This is a genomic window from Streptomyces adustus (assembly GCF_009377175.1).
GTDB lineage: Bacteria > Actinomycetota > Actinomycetes > Streptomycetales > Streptomycetaceae > Streptomyces > Streptomyces adustus.
In genome coordinates this window covers 1-19034 of the sequence record NZ_VJZD01000005.1, presented here as the reverse complement: position 1 = coordinate 19034, position 19034 = coordinate 1, and the positions used below count along the sequence as shown (strand labels likewise).

9 protein-coding genes and 1 pseudogene are annotated in these 19034 nt (G+C 68.9%); 4 read left to right on the top strand and 6 right to left on the bottom strand.

What is annotated here, in order from left to right:
• Positions 1-198: 198 nt before the first annotated feature.
• Positions 199-4263 carry a carboxypeptidase regulatory-like domain-containing protein gene (locus FNH09_RS02405; RefSeq protein WP_238426404.1) on the top strand — a complete coding sequence of 1355 codons (4065 nt, stop codon included), beginning with the start codon at positions 199-201 and terminating at the stop codon, positions 4261-4263.
• Between the two features lie 230 nt (positions 4264-4493).
• Here FNH09_RS02405 and FNH09_RS02400 read toward each other — a convergent pair whose 3' ends face one another.
• Positions 4494-4904, bottom strand: coding sequence for a hypothetical protein (locus tag FNH09_RS02400; RefSeq protein ID WP_238426403.1), 411 nt, complete (start codon positions 4902-4904; stop codon positions 4494-4496).
• A gap of 542 nt (positions 4905-5446) precedes the next feature.
• Positions 5447-7705, bottom strand: a complete 2259-nt coding sequence (locus FNH09_RS02395; RefSeq protein ID WP_162468007.1) for a helix-turn-helix domain-containing protein — start codon at positions 7703-7705, stop codon at positions 5447-5449.
• Positions 7706-8258: 553 nt separating this feature from the next.
• Between FNH09_RS02395 and FNH09_RS02390 the strand changes: the two genes are divergently transcribed.
• A complete protein-coding gene (locus FNH09_RS02390; RefSeq protein WP_238426402.1) occupies positions 8259-8717 on the top strand; it encodes an SsgA family sporulation/cell division regulator in 459 nt (152 codons plus the stop codon).
• A gap of 808 nt (positions 8718-9525) precedes the next feature.
• On the opposite strand, the gene FNH09_RS02385 is transcribed toward FNH09_RS02390, so the two are convergent.
• The 3 genes and pseudogenes from FNH09_RS02385 to FNH09_RS02375 all read right to left on the bottom strand — a co-directional run.
• Positions 9526-13305, bottom strand: coding sequence for a S8 family serine peptidase (locus FNH09_RS02385; RefSeq protein WP_152884588.1), 3780 nt, complete (start codon positions 13303-13305; stop codon positions 9526-9528).
• Positions 13306-13438: 133 nt separating this feature from the next.
• The gene (locus FNH09_RS02380) at positions 13439-14185 is read right to left on the bottom strand and encodes a hypothetical protein (protein WP_152884585.1); all 747 of its coding nucleotides are present in this window, start codon (positions 14183-14185) and stop codon (positions 13439-13441) included.
• Positions 14186-14418: 233 nt separating this feature from the next.
• A pseudogene (locus FNH09_RS02375) lies at positions 14419-14630 on the bottom strand (transposase); the annotation flags it as partial.
• A 256-nt stretch (positions 14631-14886) separates the two neighbouring features.
• On the opposite strand from FNH09_RS02375, the gene FNH09_RS02370 reads away from it, so the two are divergent.
• Entirely contained in the window at positions 14887-15264 is a 378-nt protein-coding gene (locus tag FNH09_RS02370; RefSeq protein WP_152884583.1) for a hypothetical protein, read from the top strand.
• Between the two features lie 773 nt (positions 15265-16037).
• Here FNH09_RS02370 and FNH09_RS02365 read toward each other — a convergent pair.
• Positions 16038-17033, bottom strand: coding sequence for a WXG100-like domain-containing protein (locus FNH09_RS02365; RefSeq protein ID WP_152884581.1), 996 nt, complete (start codon positions 17031-17033; stop codon positions 16038-16040).
• Between the two features lie 752 nt (positions 17034-17785).
• Between FNH09_RS02365 and FNH09_RS02360 the strand changes: the two genes are divergently transcribed.
• Positions 17786-18862 (top strand): IS110 family RNA-guided transposase, encoded by a 1077-nt coding sequence (locus FNH09_RS02360; protein WP_476691263.1) that lies wholly within the window; start codon positions 17786-17788, stop codon positions 18860-18862.
• Positions 18863-19034 lie beyond the last annotated feature (172 nt).

Genomic DNA, 19034 nt, shown 5'->3' with positions numbered 1-19034 from the left:
CTCACGCTTCTCACGACGGACGGCTCGGCCGGTCGTCCGGGCCGTAGGTTCGGTGATGAATGCCCGGAACGTGCACATGAACATTATTACTTGACCTTTCATCAGTTCATCTGCAAAAACGTCTGTTGCGAACAGGGGTTCGTAGTCAACCGGTGGTCAAAGGGTTGGTCCGAGGTACAAGCCCACAGGAGTGGCACGTTGCGAATAACCAGGCTGTTCACCGCGAGACCCGGGCCCACGCCCCCACGCCTGGGGGTCGTCGCCTCGATCGTGATGGCGGTGCTGGGCGCCGGCCTGCCGCTCGCCGCGGCGGCGTCGGCGAAACCCAGCGCCGACGCGTCGGTGCAGGACACCAAGCCGGCCGCCGAGTCCGTGTGCTCGGAGCCGAAACCCGGCAAGGTGGGGTGCTTCGCGATCCGGCGCACCGACACCGTCGCCAAGCACGGAGTCTCGGACACCGCGCCCGTCGGCTACGGCCCGTCCGATCTGCAGAGCGCGTACGACCTGCCGACGGACGGCGGCGGCGGTCGCACGGTCGCCGTCGTGGTGGCCTACGACGATCCGACGGCGGAGGCCGATCTGGCCGTCTACCGTGAGCAGTACGGACTGCCCGCGTGCACGGCCGCCGACGGGTGCTTCCGAAAAGTCGATCAGCGGGGCGGCACCGATTTCCCCGAAGCCAACGGCAGTTGGGCGGCTGAGGCATCGCTCGACCTGGACATGGTCTCGGCCTCCGCGCCCGCCGCGCACCTCCTGCTGGTCGAGGCGGACAGCACCGACTTCCAGGACATCTTCGCCGCCGTCGACCAGGCGGTCGCGCAGGGAGCCCAGTACGTCTCCAACTCCTACGGAAGCGACTACAGGGGCGGAGCGGGCAGCGGCGAGGTTCCGGAGGAGGTCACCGAATTCGACGCCCACTACGACCGTCCGGGCGTCGCCATGGTCGCCTCCACCGGGGACTTCGGCTACGGCATCTCCTACCCGGCCGCCTCGCAGCACGTGACCGCCGTCGGCGGCACGTCACTCAGGCCGAGCACGACCGCGTCACGTGGCTGGACCGAATCGGCGTGGGGCCTCACCGGGTCGGGGTGTTCGGCCTACGAGCCCAAGCCCGGATTCCAGAGGGACACCGGCTGTGACAATCGCTCGGTGTCGGACGTGGCCGCGGTCGCCGACCCCTACACCGGTGTGGCGTTCTACCAGACATACGGTGGCTACGGCTGGGGTGAGATGGGCGGCACCAGCGCCGCCGCCCCCATCATCACCGGTGTGTACGCGGCCGCCGCCACTCCCGACGCGGGCACCTATCCGAACGCCTACCCCTATTTCAAGAAGTCCGCGCTCAACGACGTCACCAGCGGCACCAACGGCACGTGCACCCCGTCCTATCTCTGCACTGCCGGCGCGGGCTACGACGGACCGACGGGCCTCGGCACCCCCAACGGTCTGGCGGCCTTCCGCAACTACCCGCACGGCACGGTCAGCGGGACCGTCACCGACTCCACCGGCGCTCCGCTGACCGCGGCGACCGTCACGGCCGACGGCTACCAGGACACCGTGGACTCCCACGGTCACTACTCCCTCACGCTCCCGCCCGGCACGTACGACCTGCGCGCCGACGCCTACGGCTACCGGACGAAGACCTCGACGGTCACGGTGGCCGACGGCGACTCGGTCACACAGGACGTCTCGCTGGACACCGCGCCGTCCCAGACCGTCACCGGCAAGATCACCGACGGCTCCGGCCACGGATATCCGCTCTACGCGTCGGTGACCGCCGAGGACGTGCCCGGCGCGCCGGTCTTCACCAACCCCTACACAGGCGTCTACAAGCTGAGACTGCCGGAAGGCCACGACTACACGCTGAAGGTCGTCGCCCAGTACCCCGGCTACCAGACCGGAACGAAGGACATCAGCCTCGGATCCTCGACACAGAAGGCGGACGTCGCCCTCCCCGTGGACCGTGACGTGGACACCTTCGCCGGTTACGACGTGGGAACCGTCGGCCGCACCGAGGCGTTCGACGCGACCGACTCCCCGCCCGACGGCTGGAGCGTCGTCAACGCCCCCGGAACCGAGGGCGGCTGGGGGTTCTCGGATCCCACGCACCAAGGGAACAGGACCGGTGGCAGCGGAGGCTTCGCCCTGGCCAACAGCATCAGCTACCCCGGCAAGCGTCAGGACTCGTCACTGTTCAGCCCGGTCTACGACTTCAGCGATTACACCAGGCCGCGGATCTCCTTCGACATGGACTACCCCGCCTATGCCACGCAGAGCGCCACGGTCGACATCACCACCGACGGCGGCGTGACCTGGACCAATCTGCGCACATGGACAAAGGTGAGCCAGTCCGGCCACATAGACATTCCGATCGCCGCCTACTCCGGAGCCAAGACGGTCCAGGTGCGGTTCCGATTCGTCGCCAGCAATGACAACTTCTGGGAATTGGACAACCTTTTCATCGGCGACCACCCCACCACCCCCGTGAGCGGAGGGCTGGTGGCCGGTGTCGTCACCGACGCCAACACCGGTACCAAGATCCTCAACGCCAGGGTCCGCAACGCCGGTGATCACGGGCAGATCGGCCTGACAGCGGCCACCCCGGACGACCCGCAACTGGACGACGGCTTCTACTGGCTCTTCTCCGACGCCCTCGGCAAGCAGTCCTTCACGGCGACCAAGAGCAAGTTCGCCACCGGGACCAGGACAGCGCGCGTGGTACCGGACGGTGTGACCGAGTCCGACTACGGTCTCCAGTCCGGAAAGCTCACCGTCAAACAGACAGCCGTCGACAAGACACTGTCCCTCGGCGGCAGAGCCACGACGAAGCTGACGATAAAGAACACCGGCAAGGCTCCCGCCACCTTCACCGTGGCCGAGCAGGCCAGTACCCCTGATACGCAAACGGTCGACGGCACGGCCTGGCAGTCGGTGGCGAATCTGCCGACGACCACGGCGGACAATGCCGTCGCCGCGTACGACGGCCGGCTCTACTCCGCGTTCGGCTTCACCCCCAGCACTGGCAGCTACACCCCGGACATGTACGTCTACGACCCGGGCACCGACGCCTGGTCGCAACTGGCGTCGGCAGCCGACGAACGTGACGCACCGGCCAAGGGATTCATCGGCGGCAAGTTCTACGCCGTGGGCGGATGGCGCAACGACTCCACGCTCGATCCCAAGCTGGAGATATACGACCCGGCCTCCGACACCTGGAGCACCGGAGCGCCGACACCCAAGCCCTACGCCGGCTCCGGAAGCGCGGTCGTGGACGGCAAGCTGTACGTCGTCGGCGGATGCGGCAAGAAGAACTGCCTCAACACCGACGTGTACGCCTACGACCCGGCCACCGACAAGTGGTCGGCGATGGCCCCCTACCCCATCCCCATCGGCTGGACCGCCTGCGGCGAGATCGCCGACAAGCTCTACTGCGCCGGCGGCGAGACGGTGAACGCTGGCATAACGAAGCACGCCTATGTCTACGACCCGGTGACCGACAGCTGGTCACCGATCGCGGACATGACCCTGGCGGTGTGGGGACCGAACTACGCGGCAGCAAACGGCCGGTTCATCATCGTCGGCGGCAGAACCGCGACCGGCGTCACCAACAAGAGCTACGCCTACGACCCTCAGTCCGGCACATGGACGGCGCTGCCCAACGCCGCTTCCGCGATCTACCGGGGCGGTGCGGCTCCCGGCTTCTACAGCGTCGGAGGCATGCGCACGCCCTTCGCCAATTTCACCGCGGCCGTCGGCGTGCTGCCCGGATACGACCAGGGCGACCGTACGGACGACGTGACATGGCTGGGTCTCCACGGACAGCGGGCGACCCTGCGCCCGGGAGCCAGCACCACCGTCACGGTGTCTTTGGACGCCTCGGTCTCCGAGGTCACTCAACCAGGCGCCTACGCAGCGAAGTTGAGCGTGAGTACCGACACGCCGTACCACGTCGCCTCGATCCCGGTGACGATGAACGTCGACCCGCGCAAGGGATGGGGCGCCTACACGGGCACCGTGCTCGGTGACGATGGAGAAGGCGGTACAGCCCCCCTCACCGGAGCCACCGTCCAGATCGTCGGCAAGAAGTCGAGCCACACCGTGACGACCGCCGACGACGGAACGTTCTCCCTGTGGCTCGACGCCAGTGGCGGCCCGTTCACGGTGACCACCTCTATGGAGGGCTACGAGCCGGAGACGACTCGGGTGAAACTGATGGAGCAGGACTCGGCGCTCGGCGACTTCACACTGAAGAAGGTTGCATGACCACCGGCCATGTATCGGACGCGACAGAGGCTGTCGCACCGCGGGACGTCTGCCCGAGAGGTCGCTCGGACACCTGCCGCCGGCGGCGGAGTCGCGCCGGACGGTGAGCCTGAAAGCGGGTGACGGTCGGCCGCGGCGGACGAATCCGTTCGCCGCGGCCGGCTGTTCGGCCTCTCAGCGATTAGAGGTCGGGCAAGAGAAGTCGATCAGGGGGCGACACACATCGATGACTACGCGTACTCGTGCCACTCGGTGCAGTTGTAATGGTTCTTGTATGCAGTGGTGATGCACAATCTGGCGGCCCAGACCGCGGACCAGAGATTCGTGGACCCGGCTTTGTCCTTGAGTACGGTGTACGTTCCGCTGCTGCCGTCGGCAAGTTGGAATTCCAGTGTCGCGGACGCGTTGTCGAGGGAATTGTAATCAGACCCGGCGTATACCCATATCCACCCCGGAGCACCGTTTCCAGGGCTGTTGTCGACTTCTCCTTCGGACCCGCCGATATAGAAGTAGTCGGATGCTGAAGCGCTACCGGCCCCGGCCAACGTCATCACGACAGCAACCGCCGTCGCCGCTGTCGCCGTGATCCATCGTCGCACGAGCATGGCACTCCTAAAATCGAAGACGGGCATGTAGGTCATTTGAATCGTACTGGCGCAATGATCACCGGACCGCATCAGCCGAGTCGTTGGTGTGGATGCTCTGCCTCATGGTGCAGAATCCACACGAGTTCGACCCGGAGCTGCTCAAGTCGAGTCTTCACATTTGGACCGCGCGCCGTTCGTGCGGGCTGATCACAGGCCGCATTTTCTGGTGCTCAAACCTATTGAGTCCGGCACTGGACTTTCGGGCTGATTCTCAGGGGCCGAGTGCACCCATGGACCAGTTGACGCGCACTGCTGGACGCGCTGAGGCCTCCGAGAAGGCCTAGCGTTCCTTCTGGCCGCCGAGTGGGACGAAGCGCCTCTCGCCTCCCACTCGGCAGCCTCCATCCGAACCCCGCCACTGCACGGAAAGCGCACCTCCGCACCTGCCCCTCGATGAACTCCCTGGCGAGGACATGCATCAGCAGCAAACCGCACAGCGCCTCCCGCAAAGGAGACCGGGCGCCGTGCCTGCCGTCCGCTCGGGCCCGCGAGCCACGGCAGGCACGGACACCGCGATCGACGGTGGAAGGACAGCATCAACTGCGATCCAGTTCCGCCAGGCGCTCCCGGGCCGCCACCACATGCTCAGGGTTGCCGGACTCTCCGAGACCGACGCATTGGACGTAGACCTCACGAGCCTGTTCATGATGTCCGCCGGCCCGCAGGGCTTCCGCGAGATGGATCAAAGCTCGGCTCTCGAGACCCGGATTCGCGCTCGCGCGGGCGAGATCCACCGCGATGCGCAGGTGATCGGCGGCCTTCGCCCAGTTCTCGAGAAGAGTCTGGGCCTGGCCTATGGAAGCCTGCACGTTGGCGCGATTGAAGGCGGCGCTGTGCGGCTCGATGCTGTCGCCGGCCTGATCGAGAAAGGCGAGCGTACGGAGGTGCTCCGCGATGGATTCCTCGTAACGTCCCGCTCGCAGCAGGGTGTCGGCGTGGCTGCACATGGCGTGGAGGGTCCCGTGCATGTCACCCGCGGCTTCGAACAGTTGGGCCGCTTCGCGATTGTGCGGTGCTGCCGCGGAGTAGTCACCGAGGTGGCTGAGCGCCCAGGCCGTGTAGCTGTGGGCCCAGGCCTGCTGGGGAAGATCACGGGCGCGCCGGGCTGCCTCGAGTGCTTCGGCTGACCGCTCCATGCTGGCGTGGTGCCGGCCTTCGCAGATCAACAGGGCCCAGGCGTGGAGGTTCAAGTGGGTGGCTTCGAGGAGGGGATCGCCCAAGGCCTGAGCACTGGCGGCGGCGGTGGCGGAGACCTCCGGCCAGTGCCCCCAGAAGATCCACTGGTCGGAGAACCAGTGGAGGGCTTCCGCGACCTCGACCACGGCGGCGTGGTCCTCTTCGTGGGCGGCGGAATGGAAGGCCGCAAGCCAATTGATGCTCTCCGTCTGGAGCCAGCGGCGGGCGCGGTCCGCAGTCGACAGATCGACGATCCCCTGCCATGTGGGAGGCGGGGCACCGTAGTCGGGCTCGAACCAGCGGCCGGCCACGACCGCGGTCTCCAGCAGCCAGTGATGCAGTGCGGACCTGGCCGCTTCGGCGGCCTCCTCGGGCTCCTCGGCTCTCAGCCGGTCGCGGGCGTACAGCTTCAGCAGGTCGTGGAGGCGGTACCGGTCCTGGTCGGATCCCAGCAGTCCGGTCTCGACCAGCTCCTCCAGGGTGTCTTCGACGTCGAAGCACTCCTGTCCGGTGAGCTGGGCGCTGACGGCGACGCTGGCGTCCGGGCCGTCGACCAGGGCGAGGAGGCGGAAGAGCCGGGCGGCATCGGGGGTGAGCTGACGGTAGGACAGGTCGAAGGCGGCGGACACGCGGACGTCACCGGCGGCCAGGGTGTCCAGACGGCGTTCTTGCAGAGCGAGACGATCGGCCAGACGGCGTACGGTCCAGCCGGTGCGCGTCGCCAGCCAGTTGCCCGCCACACGCAGGGCAAGGGGCAGGTACGCGCAGCGCAGCGCGACCTCGGAGAGAGCGTCGGGATCGGCGTCCGCGCGGTCCTTGCCGATCACGCCGGTCAGGAAGACGGCGGCTTCGGAGGGGGAGAGTTCGCCGATGGGCAGGCGTTCGACGTCCTCCAGTCCGGTGAGCATCCTTCGACTGGTGATCAGGACCATCGCCCCGCCCGCACTCGGCAGGAGGGGGCGGACCTGAGCCTCGTCACGGGCGTTGTCCAGCACCAGCAGACAGCGGCGCCCGGCGAGCGCCTGCCGGTAGAGGTCCGGGTGACCTGGCGGTCCGGCCTTGGCCAGGTCCCGGTCGGCGACGCCGACGGCCTTGAGCACGCGCAGCATGAGTTCTGCCGGCATGGGGGGCTCCTCGTCCATGCCGCGCAGATCGAGTACGAGCTGCCCGTCGGGGAAACGGTCCGCCAGCTCGCGTGCCGCGTGCAGCGCCAGGGTGGTCTTCCCGGTCCCCGGAGGCCCGGACACCGCCACGACCTGTGGCCGGCCGAGGGCGGCCTGTCCTGCCAGCGCGGTGAGGTGGGCGAGTTCCTGCTCCCGGCCGACGAAATCGTCGATGCCGCGCGGGAAGGCGCGCACGTCGGCGGGGCTCTGGCGCGGGTTGCGGCCGATGCGGGCCGCGGCGAGCAGCCGTTCGCGATCCGGCTCGTGCAGGTTCAGTCCGTTCGCCAGCGCCGCGACCGTGCCTCGCTGGGGAGTCGCCCGGCGTCCTCGTTCCAGGTCTCCGATCCCGCGCCCGCTCACCCCCGAGGCCTCGGCCAGCGCCTCGATCGTCAGTGACGCCTCCAGGCGCAACTGCCTGAGCAGCGCTCCGAACCCGACGCCGTTCTCTTCGGTCACCTGACCCACCCCCGTGTGCCGCGTCCCTCTGTGTCCGACCGGCTCATCACGGTATGTGGTCGTTTGACCGCCTGACTAAGCCGGGGGAGACGAACGCCGCTTGGCGATCATGACGGTTTTACGGCTACAGGATATGCACAAAATCATGCCGAGTGATGGAAGGTGATACGCGCTGGTGCCGGGAGCGGAGTGTCTGTGGAGCACGTGTGTGCGCCACTGAGCGGCGTTCGCCAACTCTTCCCGGGACCGCCCTCGTTGCCGATGCGATACCGCTGCCGTTTTCGGCCGCTCGCCGTCACGCGGAACACGTGGACGACGGGTCGGCCTTCACAACGGCCTTGATCTGCCGGGGCGTTCCCCGACGGCACGGTCGGCCGCGTCCATGAGACCGGGGTGGTTCCGGCGACCGCGGAGCCGGGGAACCGCAGAGGCGTGGCCTCGAGGTTGCCTCGCGTGTGGTTCTCTCCTGGGCAACCTTTCATACATTTCCCGGCAAGTGGTGGCTTCGGGCGGCCCTAGGCTTTTTCGGACAAGAGGTGCCATCCCCCAGACCATGTTGGACGGGCAGGAAATGACTCAACCGTTTTCAAGCGCGGCCGAGACGACGGTCACTTGTGAGCTCGAAGTGCACGTGGTCGTCGGAGGTGAGCCGCATGTTTCACTCCCCGCAGCATTTCACTATCACCGTGCCGACCCCTACGCCGTACGTCTGTCGATCGGGACGACCTCGAGCGGCACGGTCAACTGGGTATTCGCGCTCAGTCTCCTGCAAGACGGAATGAGCCGCCCGGTGGGAGAAGGGGACGTCCTGGTGTCGCCCCGGCGCTCGTCGCACGGTCCGGTCATTCGCATTGTCGTCCGGTCCAGACTCGGGTCTGCAGTGCTCGACATGAAGGCTTCCCCTGTCGCTCATTTCCTGGACAGGGCCCGGGAGCTCGTCCCGGCGGGCACGGAGGGAAGCTACGTCGACATGGATCACATCGCGACTCTCCTCCTGACCGCCGACGAATGACCGTTCGACAGACGGGTCGTCCGTCGGGCAAACGGAGGTCATGACCGCTGGGCGCATGACCCGGCGAATGAGCGGGAGCGGCGACGGGCGGCCATCACCTGGCCGGTCCTACGTCGGCAGCGTGGACTGCAGGAGGCAGGGCGCGAAGGCTTTCGTCCGCACGGGTCGCCGGAGTCGGCCTGGCATGCTGTGCCCCGCGAGTCCGCTCGGGGTCTTCGAACCGCGGCGCTCACAGTACTCATGCCGACCGAGGCAGTAGCGCCCGGCCGGCAATGACCGGGCGCGTCGGCTGCTCCGCCTCCTCGTCCTGGAGGGGATCGAGGAAGTCAGGACACGGGTGCTGCGCGAGGGTGGGAGTGGATGGACTGCCCACCCTTCCTGGTCACCGCCAGGGAACCGACATGCCGTGAATTGCTGATCGGGGCCCTGCGCGCTCCCCTCGGAGGAGCGCGACCGTCAAGTCGGGACGGTCACGCAGGGGTGTGCTGCAGCCGGTGATCGGCGGTGCCTGTGGTTACCAGGTCTGGATCCACTGGCTGCCGCCCTCCCAGCCTTCGGCTCCGATGCCCAGACCAGAGACGTCGCCCACATTGCCCCACCCGCCGCACCCGCAGCGGCCATCCACGTCCCCGGCGAGGAAGCCCACCCCGGCCCACCGCTCGACTGGAATCCGTTCGACTTTTCGGAGAACGGTGTTCCTCTTGCGCCCGTCGCGGACCCGCGGTGGGGTGCCCGCTGAGGCATGGTGTGAACGACGGTGCTGGTGGCCCACCGCGAGGTGAGCCACCAGCACCGGGCGAAGGGCGGGTCAGGCCAGGCCGGCGGCCCTGATCACCGTCTGCGTCACCGTGTCGCCACGGCCGTCCGACGCATGGACCCGCAGGGACAGGTAACGGGCCTTCCTCGGTGCGTCCAGGCGGACCCGGCCGGCTCCCTCGCCCGTGCCGCGCCGGGCGGGACGCTGCCAGGTGCGGCCGTCGTCGTAGGACACCTCGACCGAGTCGGTGTCCACCGCCTTGGACGAGATCCCCGGCAGTGCGGCTGCCGTCACCGTGAGGTCGGCGTCCCGGCCGGCCACGCCGTCCGCGTCGGTCGTGATGTTGTAGTCGAACTGCAGGAGCGGAAGCACCTGCGGGTCGTCCGACCGGGGCGCGGTCGAGGTGAAGGCCCATTCGGTGCGCGTGGCCGTCGAGTAGGGATATCCCGCCACCCGTTCGGTCGTCGTCACGAGCCGGTACCGCTCCGATCCGGCCGGCAGGTCCTCCACCCGGATGCCGGCGCCGTCGGCGCGGGTCACGAGGCGGCCGTTGCGGTAGAGCTCGGTCGCCTGGAGGGTGGTGCCCGGCCCGACCACTCCGGCGTGGTCACGGCCGCCGTCGCCGAAGGCCGGGAGGACGATGTCGAAGGAGTCGCCGATGCGCCGGGGCAGTGGCTGGGACTCGTTCAGCCGGGGGTGTTCGACGGGGCCGAACCACTGGACGGCGGTGGTCCGGCCCGCCGGGTAGCCGACCAGTCCGGAGTACTGCATCGAGGTGACGCCGCGTGCGGCCTCCTCCATCCAGCCCGCCTCCCCGGCCGGGGTGACCCAGTCGGTGCGCTCGGCGCCGACCGGGACCGACCGTGACAGGCCGACCTTCACCCCGAGGTAGGGCTGCAGGTCGAAGCGGAACTCGTCGAGTTCGGTTGTCGTGTCGCCGCGGAAGGAGACGTCGACGCGGGCGAGTCCGCTGCGGGCGGGGGCGTAGCGCTGTGTGTCCGGGATGGTGCCGTGCCAGCTGTGGACCAGGTCGTAGACGTAATCCGTCGTCGCGTGGCCGGCGATCCGCATCGGGACCGAGCCGGTGCGGTCGGCCTGGATGCGGGCGATGAGGGTCTCGCCCTCGGTGCGGGAGAGGCCCGCGATGACGAGGTCGGTGCGGCTGGTGGGCTCGCGCAGGCGGCCGTCCTGGTCGTTGACCACAACCAGCAGTGCGACGCCCGCCTTGCGCGCGGCCGTGTACTGGTCGTCGGCGTCTGCGGCGGTCCGGTCGTCGTCATCGTCGTCGCCCTCGTCGGGGACGTAGCGGACCACGGCCGCCTTGCCCCGGGCGCCGGCCGCCGCGTACTCAGCGGCGGTGCCGTCCCCCGCGAACACGGCGGGCAGGCTGCGGGTGCCCTCGGCCGGGGTGCCGGATCCGGGCTGGAGCCACAGGTCGTCGAAGTCCTGGGCACCCGAGGAGAGTTGGAGCTGGGGCTGCTGCATGCGCCAGCGGACCGTGTAGGTCAGGTCGCTTCCGGACGGCTTCGGCATGGGCTCGGCCCACACGCTGTCGAAGGCGTCCCCGAGCGTGTCGCTGTCCGTGACGGCCGGTGAGCCGTCCTTGAAGGACTGGTGGAAGTCGGCGCGTATGTAGGTGTCGGTGGAGGTCTTCGGTGTGACGACCTCGGTCCGGCGCAGCTTCGTCCCGTCGAGGGTGACGTCGGCGTCGGTGTCGCCGACGACGACGTCCGCCTTGGCCATCAGTGCCCGGCCGACGGAGGAGGCGCCGTGCACACCTTGGACGGCGGCCCAGGTCCAGACGGTGTAGGTGCCGGGGGGAACGACGGCGTCGGTCGAGCCGTCGAGGTCGGCGTCGAGCACGGTGTCGGTGAGGTCCTCGCCCTTGCGCCGGTAGTTCATCACCACGCCGGGCAGTGGTGCGCCGGACCGGTCGGTGGTGTGCACGCGCAGGTGGTGGTACTCGACGTGGGTGCTGACCGCGAGCAGGGTGCGGGTGACGACCTTGCCGTCGACGACGCCTTCCAGGCGGCCGGTGAATCTGGCGTCCGCCGGGGCCCGGTCGAGCGTGGTGGTGACGTCGACGGTGGCAGTGCCGTGCGCGGGGACGGTGACCGGCTGGTCCGTCACGGTGAACAGGCCCTCGGGGGCGTCGGACGCCTCGATGCGCGGAGTGACGGAGACGGAGGTGTCGCCCGAGTTGGTCCAGGTGACCGTGCGGGTCACGGTGCCGGACGCCTGGCCCGGGGTGTGGATGCCGGCGTCCGCCGTGCCGATGGCGATCAGTTGGCCGGTGGCCGCCTCGGCGTCCACGCGTCCGTTGCCGCCGGCGTCCGCGGGGATGTCGGGTGTGGCGTGAGCCGTGCTGACCAGGGCGTCCTTGATGCGGGCTCCGTCCCAGTCCGGGTGTTCAGCGGCGACCAGCGCGGCGACGCCCGCGACATGCGGGGTGGCCATCGAGGTGCCGCTGAGGGCGGCGTACGAGCCGGAGCCGAAGGTCGCCCATTGCGAGCGGGCCGCGAGGATGCCGACGCCGGGGGCGGTGATCTCGGGCTTGATGACGTCGTCCCGGAAGCGGGGGCCACGGCTGGAGAAGTCGGCGAGGGCGTCGGCGGAGTCGACGGCGCCGACCGTGAGCGCGGCGGAGGCGGCACCGGGGGTGGCCACGGTGCCGTCGGAGGGACCGGAGTTGCCGGCCGCGATGGTGAACAGGGTGCCGGTCTCGGCGCTGAGGTCGTCGACCGCCTGGCTGAGCGGGTCGGTTCCGTCGGAGGGACGGTCGCCGCCGAGGCTCATGCTGATCACGCGGGCCTTGGCGTCGCGGGCGGCCCATTCCATGCCGCTGATGATCCAGGAGTCGTAGCCGCCGCCGTCGTTGCCGAGGACCTTGCCCACGTGCAGGCGTACGCCAGGGGCGACGCCCTTCTCCTTGCCGCCGGACGCCGCTCCGGTGCCCGCGATGGTGGAGGCCACGTGTGTGCCGTGCCCGTGGTGGTCGTCGACGTCCTGGCCGGGCACGAAGCTGGCGGAGTCGGCGACCACGCCCTTCAGGTCGGGGTGTGCGGTGTCGTAGCCGGTGTCGAGGACGGCCACGTCCACGCCCTGGCCCGTGTCGCCGCCCTGCCAGACCTCGGGGGCGCCGATCTGCGCGACGCTGTCGGCGAGATCGGCCTCGACCTTTCCGTCGAGCCACACCTTCTCGACGCCTCCGGCCAGTGCCGGTGCCCTCTGTGCCGGGCGAGCGGTCCGGGAGGCGGGGTTCTGCCGGGTGAGGTCGGCCCAGAACGTCGCGGCCTTGCCGTGTTCCTGGGTGACCGCGGTGCTGTCGATGCTGGTCAGCGCTCGCGCGCCGGTGGAGCCCCCGGGCAGCGAGGGCGCGCCCTGCTTCCTGCGGGTGTCGGAGGCGTAGGTCAGGATGACGGGCAGGCCGTCGGTGTGCGCGTCGTCGTAGCCGTCGGCGATGAGCCGTGTGACGTCGAAAAGTCGGTCGTCGAGGAGTCCGGCGGCCACGTACCGCTCGGCGGCGGCCGGGTAGACGTACGTGTCGCCCTGCTGCGTCGTGACGCGGGCATCGGCGCGGTGGCCGTCCGGTCCCTCCACGGTGACGGTGGGCGGGCCGTCGCCGCCCTGCGTGACGGTGACACGGTCACCGGTGATGAGGGTGACGATGCGCGGCCCGGCGGGGTGCGGGGCGCTGCCGGAGGAGGTCTGCTCCGGCGAAGAGGCGGACGTGGCCAGGTCGGTCGCGGATGCCGGTGGGATCGCCATCAGCATCGCGGCGACGCCCACGACGATCGGTAGGCCTGATCGGCCCGGGAAGTGCGGTCTCACAAAGGATCCTTCGCATGAGATCCGTCCAATGTCGGCCGCATGCTAGCTAGTTGAACGTTTTAACGAGCTGACGGACGGGTTGCCTTCGGCGATGCGGCCCCTAAGGGCACCGAGCGCTGCCCCGGCGCGCTGATCAGCGGCGCTGGATGTCCTTGAGCCAGTCGGCGAGTGCCAGCGCGGCCTCGGGGTCCGCCTGGGCCAGACGCACCACGAACGCCGGATCGATCGCCTTCAGCGGCCCCACCCAGGCCATCGTCGTGAGCAGGGCGCTGTGCGCCCTGACGGACGGGGGGAAGCCGGCCGGATCCTTGACGGCGTGCGGAATGCGCTCCTGAAGGGACACCGACGTGTGCCGCGTGCGCTCGCTGACGTGCCGCCAGGCCTTCAGATCACCGGACTCGAACAGGACCAGCGGGCCCTCGGCGCCGAGGCGCTCGCCGAGACTCTCCTCTAGCAGGCCCGCCTCCTCGATGACCTGGAGGGCGTAGACCCGGGCATGTGCCTGGTAGTCGTAACTGCGCTGCTCCTGGTGCTCCCGCGCCGCGCGCGCGGCCGCGGCCTCCGAGCTCGCGACGCGCTCCTCGCGGATCATCGGATCCGTCTTCGGGTCGTACACCTCGGCCGTGTCGGCCAGCAGTCGCTCGATGCGCCGCCACTCGCCGAACTCCACCGCCTGGCGCGTGCCTTCGGCCGTGTCCGCTCCGTCGGGGTCGGGCGCCGGTCCGGATCCGATGCTGTCCAGCACCCGGACGACGTCCGCGTGGCTCATGCCGACGGCCCGGCGGCGCACCGCGCTGCGGGCGGCGCGCGTCTTCTCCGTCGACTCGCCGGTCACGGTGACCGCGGGGATACGCAGGCTCCGACGACCTGGGGTGACCACGTATGGCTCTCATTCACTACGGGAACGCACACTCTGGTGGCCCCCCGGCAAACGGGGTACCGGGGGACCACTGACCATGTAACGCAACGGCGGAGGCGAACACCACACCGTCGCGTGCGGTGTTCCTGTTGAGGCACCCGGGATGCCCCATCGATCTCGCCGCAGCCCGTCCGTACCTGTGGCGACCGGTCCAACTCGCCCCGGGGCCACCGAGTTCGTCCGGGACCAGGCGGTGCGATGAGCGAGCGGAGGAAGGCGAGCCGACCGGCGCCGTCCTCGCGGGTGGCGACGTCCAGCAGGATCTCGCGGTGTCCGTCGGTGTCGACGCCGACCGCGATCAGCGCGTGGACGTCGACGATACGACCGCCTCCCGGACCTTCTGCGTGAGGGCGTCGACTCGGACGAGTACGCAAGGGCCGTGGTCCAGGGGCCGGTCGCGGAGGGCTACCTCCGGCGTCCTCACGTTTCGTCGAAGACAGCCACATTGGATCTGTCCCTCCCGAGGGAGCGGCCGCTCAACTCCCGTGTCGTAACCGGCGACAGAAGGGCAGAGGGTTGTGACGGAAGGACACAGAGGCCTGCCATCCGGCCAGTTGACGCAACCGCGCTCCTACGCTTCGGCAGCACCGGGGCCATTGGAACGGGCCCCGTCCCGAGTCCAAGGGTCAACCTCCCTCAGCACTCATCCCCGGAGGAATCCAGTGCGCTTTCTCAAGAACGCCAGGCAGGTCGCCGTCTCCGCGGCCGCGGTCTGCGTCGCGGCCACCAGCCTGCTCGCCGTCACGGCTCCCTCGGCGTCCGCGTCGACGATCCAGAACCAGTGGGTCCAACTGTGCGCCCAGGGTGACTACCCCGTCGTGCTGCAGTTTCCCTACCGCGGTATGGAAAGCACCATTGTCAGCCCCGGACAGTGCAACTGGTGGAACTGGCCGTCCATCGGCACCTGGGAACCGGTCAACGTCATAGACGTGAGGTCGCACAAGACTGTCGGTACCGCTTGGTACAAGGGCGATGTCTCCGGGCTGGGCATAGGGGCCGAAGGCTGGGAAGGCAGCAGCCAGTGGATCCAGACCTGGTAACCACAGGCACCGCCGATCACCGGCTGCAGCACACCCCTGCGTGACCGTCCCGGTCTGACGGTTGCGCTCCTCCAAGGGGAGCGCGCAGGGCCCCGATCAGCAATTCACGGCATGTCGGTTCCCTGGCGGTGACCAGAAAGGGTGGGCAGCCCATCCACTCCCACCCTCGCGCAGCACCCGTGTCCTGACTTCCTCATCGAACGGAGGCAGGCGCGATCTCCGGGTGATCAGGAGGTATCGAGTCCCTGATCACCGCGGCGGTACTGATTCCGCCCGACTTGTTCCCAATGTGTGACGCCCTACAGGGACATGCCGCAGTACAGGCGTCGTCGCGGCCCGGCGTCGCGGGCGAGTTCGCCGAGGCGTTCCAGGAAGTCGGCAATGAGCCCCGGGTCCTCCCCGCGGTGGCGGTTTCCAGCAGGCGCTCCGGGGTGGCCGCGGTGAGGGCGTCACGAAGGGTGTCCGTGAGCGAGACGAGCCAGGGCCCGTCTCGCTCAGGGTCGTTGAGCAGTTGGCAGAAGCGGGGGTCGGCTCCCACTTCCGCCTCGGATACTCCTACTGTAACGACCGTCGTGGTGGACGTGCGGTTGCGGGCGGCGTTCAGCTCGCTGCTGCCACGCCCGCTCACGGTGGTCTCGGCTGTGGTGCGGACCGGTTCGGCTGTGCCGCCGGGGCGGGCGGCCAGGCGGTCGATGTGCGCGGTCCAGGCGTGGGCGTTGTTGACGTGCCTGCCGGTGGTGGCCGGGCCCAGGGTGGTGGCGCGGGTGCCCGCGTCACCCTTGCTGCCGGTGCCCGCCCCCCCTGCCCCGGCCTGCACTGCCGGCCTGGTCCGCACCGGTGCCTCGGCCCGCGCTGCTGCTTTTGCCTGTGCCTGTGCCTGTGCCTGTGCTGGTGGCCTGTCCGCCGAGGGTGGCCCAGTCGGTGGTGTGCTGGACCATGTCCGCCACGGCGGTGAGTGCGTCGGGGCTGTTGAGCAGGTGGGGGGCTTTGATGTCGGAGCCGAGGGCTTTGCGTGCGTGTCGTCCGCCGTCGATGCCGCCGGCCGCGCCCGCCACGAAGGACAGGCCCCAGTTGATGGGGCCGCCTCCGTCGACTTTCCACGTCAGCGCCGCGCCCGCCACCCCGCCGGCCGCGGCAACCACGATCTTGGTGAAGATGTTCGCCCGGAAGCTCTTCGGCAGCAGTCCCGCCAGACCGAAGGACAGACCCACCACCGCACCGCCCAGTGCGCCGTCCTTCGCGGCGGCGCCGACCGCGTCCCAGTCGATGCCCTTGCGTTCGCCGGACATGATCTGGAAGATCTGCACCGCCAGCGACATGCCCGCACCGATCACGGCAGCGATCCCCGCCTGTACGGCGAGCTGCCCTGCGGCCTTCAGGATGCCGTAACGGCCCGCGGTGAGCAGGGCGGGGATGGCCTCGGGCGCCCAGATCATCCACTGCAACACCTGCAACAGCACCACGAACGCCTGAAGCAGCATCATGGCCTTGGTGTAGGCGATGTCCTGGCCCGACTTGAACGTCGAACGCGACATCTCCCCCGTATAATCCACCACCGCACCGAACGCCGCACCCAGCTCATCCAGAAAACCGGTGAAGGCATCGGCGACGTCCCCGCCCACCCCCGACCGCAGCGCCGCGTGCGCGGCCGTGATCTCCTGCTGCACCGCCGAGGCGAGCCGGCCCATCTCCTCCCACCGCCTCGACAGGTCCTCCAGCCGGTCCGCCCGCGCGGTGGGCCAGTTGTCACCCACCAACGCCGCAATCACCCACGACACACCCGACGGCAACACCACCTCACCCACAACAACCCACCCCCATCCAGCCGCACACCAGCACCCCGCACCACGTCAGGACCCACACCAGAGACCTGAGGTTGGGCGACACGCCGGGCTCCGCAGGACCTGGCCGTGCGGCCCCGGAGGTCGCGGGACAGGGGGTGCCAGAATCGGCCACGCCTCTCACACACGACGGTGGACGCACCAGAAGCACCCTCGGTCCTTCTTGCCGAGTGCCTTGGTCCCGCGAGCCTAGCCAGCCCGTCGGCATACCAGCGGGCAGCTGGGCTCGATCGCCCTCAGTCAGCCCGCCTGGACAGGCAGGCATGGCCGAATGGGCACCCCTCAGGACCGCGGGCGCAGCCGTGACCCATGGGGTGGGGTTGCGTCCTTGGAAGTGGTGTACCGGTTCCCACCTGATCCGGGTGTTTGTCCCCGCGTCGGAGTGAGGGCCCGGATATCAGAACGGCCACCGGCTGATCTTCGAGATGTCGAAGCTCGAAGGAGATCAGCACGATGACCGCACCAGACTGTGAGGATGTCGGTGTCCCGGACGGCGGTCTGACCCGGCACCCGACTGGCTGCGTGCCTTGAGACTGATCCGTTGGCTGCCGTCCGGGGTGCACCACGCCTCCAAGCCAGCGGACGTGTCCCGATAGGGGCTTTCGCGACCGGCACCTTCACAGTCCTGACCGTCTCTGGCCTGGTGGTTCCTCCGTTCCGGCGACACGAAGGCAGCGATTGTGCTCAGCATGACTCACCGCGATGCCGCCCCTCACGGCGATCTCCCAGCCACCGAAGAGGTCCTGCTCGGTGTGGATACCCACAAAGACACCCACGTCGCTGCGGTTGTGACCGTGCTTGGGACCGTCCTGGACAGCCGGAGCTTCCCCGCGACTGCCGACGGATACCGCCAATTGCTCTCCTGGGCACGCTCGTTTGGGGTGATGCGCCGCGCAGGAGTGGAATGCACCGGCTCCTACGGTGCGGCGCTCACGCGTTACCTCCAGGCCGAGGATGTCTCGGTTACGGAGGTGAACCAACCCGACAAGCAAGCGCGCCGACGTCATGGCAAATCGGATTCTGTCGACGCTCACGCAGCGGCGCACGCCGTCTTGTCCGGCCGAGCTACTGCCACCGCGAAGGCCGGCCATGGTTCCGTGGAGATGCTGCGGCTGTTCAAGCTGGCCAAGGCATCTGCGATCAAGTCCCGCACTCAGGCGATCAATCAGCTCAAGGCTGTCCTGGTGGCGACGGATCCCGCCCTGCGCGAGAACCTTTCGGGCTTGAGTATCGCCCGCCTGGTCCGCGCCTGCACACAGCTCGACGCCGGCACCATCTCCACGGCCTCCGATGCCGCCCGCCACACCCTCCGGCTCCTGGCTCGACGCGTCCAGAACCTGAGCGAAGAGATCAACGACCTCACCACCCGCATGAAGCACGCCGTTCAGAGCACAGCGCCTACGCTGCTCGACCAGCATGGCGTCGGCCCCGATATCGCGGCATGTCTACTCGTCGCCGCAGGTGACAACCCTGAGCGCTTACACAGCGAGGCTGCCTTCGCCGCTCTGGCAGGCGTCAGCCCAGTCGAGGCATCCTCAGGAAAGACCCAGCGCCGCAGACTCAACCGCGGCGGCGACCGGCAAGCCAACGCGGCCTTGCATTTCATCGTGCTGAGCCGACTTCGCTGGGACCACCGCACGCAGGACTACATGCAACGACGCCTGGCTCAAGGCAAGACCCGCCGTGAAGTGATCCGCTGCCTAATGGGGCTCAGCGGGTCGTGGGAGAGACTACGGTCCGTAGCCGTCAGCAGGTGAGCACTACCGTTGCCTGAACCAGTGCGAGTTCTGGCTTGAGACCGTGCCCTTGCTGATCGGCCGGGAGGCCTGACTTCTGATGGGATGGCGTGCCCGCCGGGCGGTTGGGCGTGAGCACTGGATCCATTAGGGCGAGAGCCGCGCCTTCCGCAGGCTGCTTCGGAGCGACGGG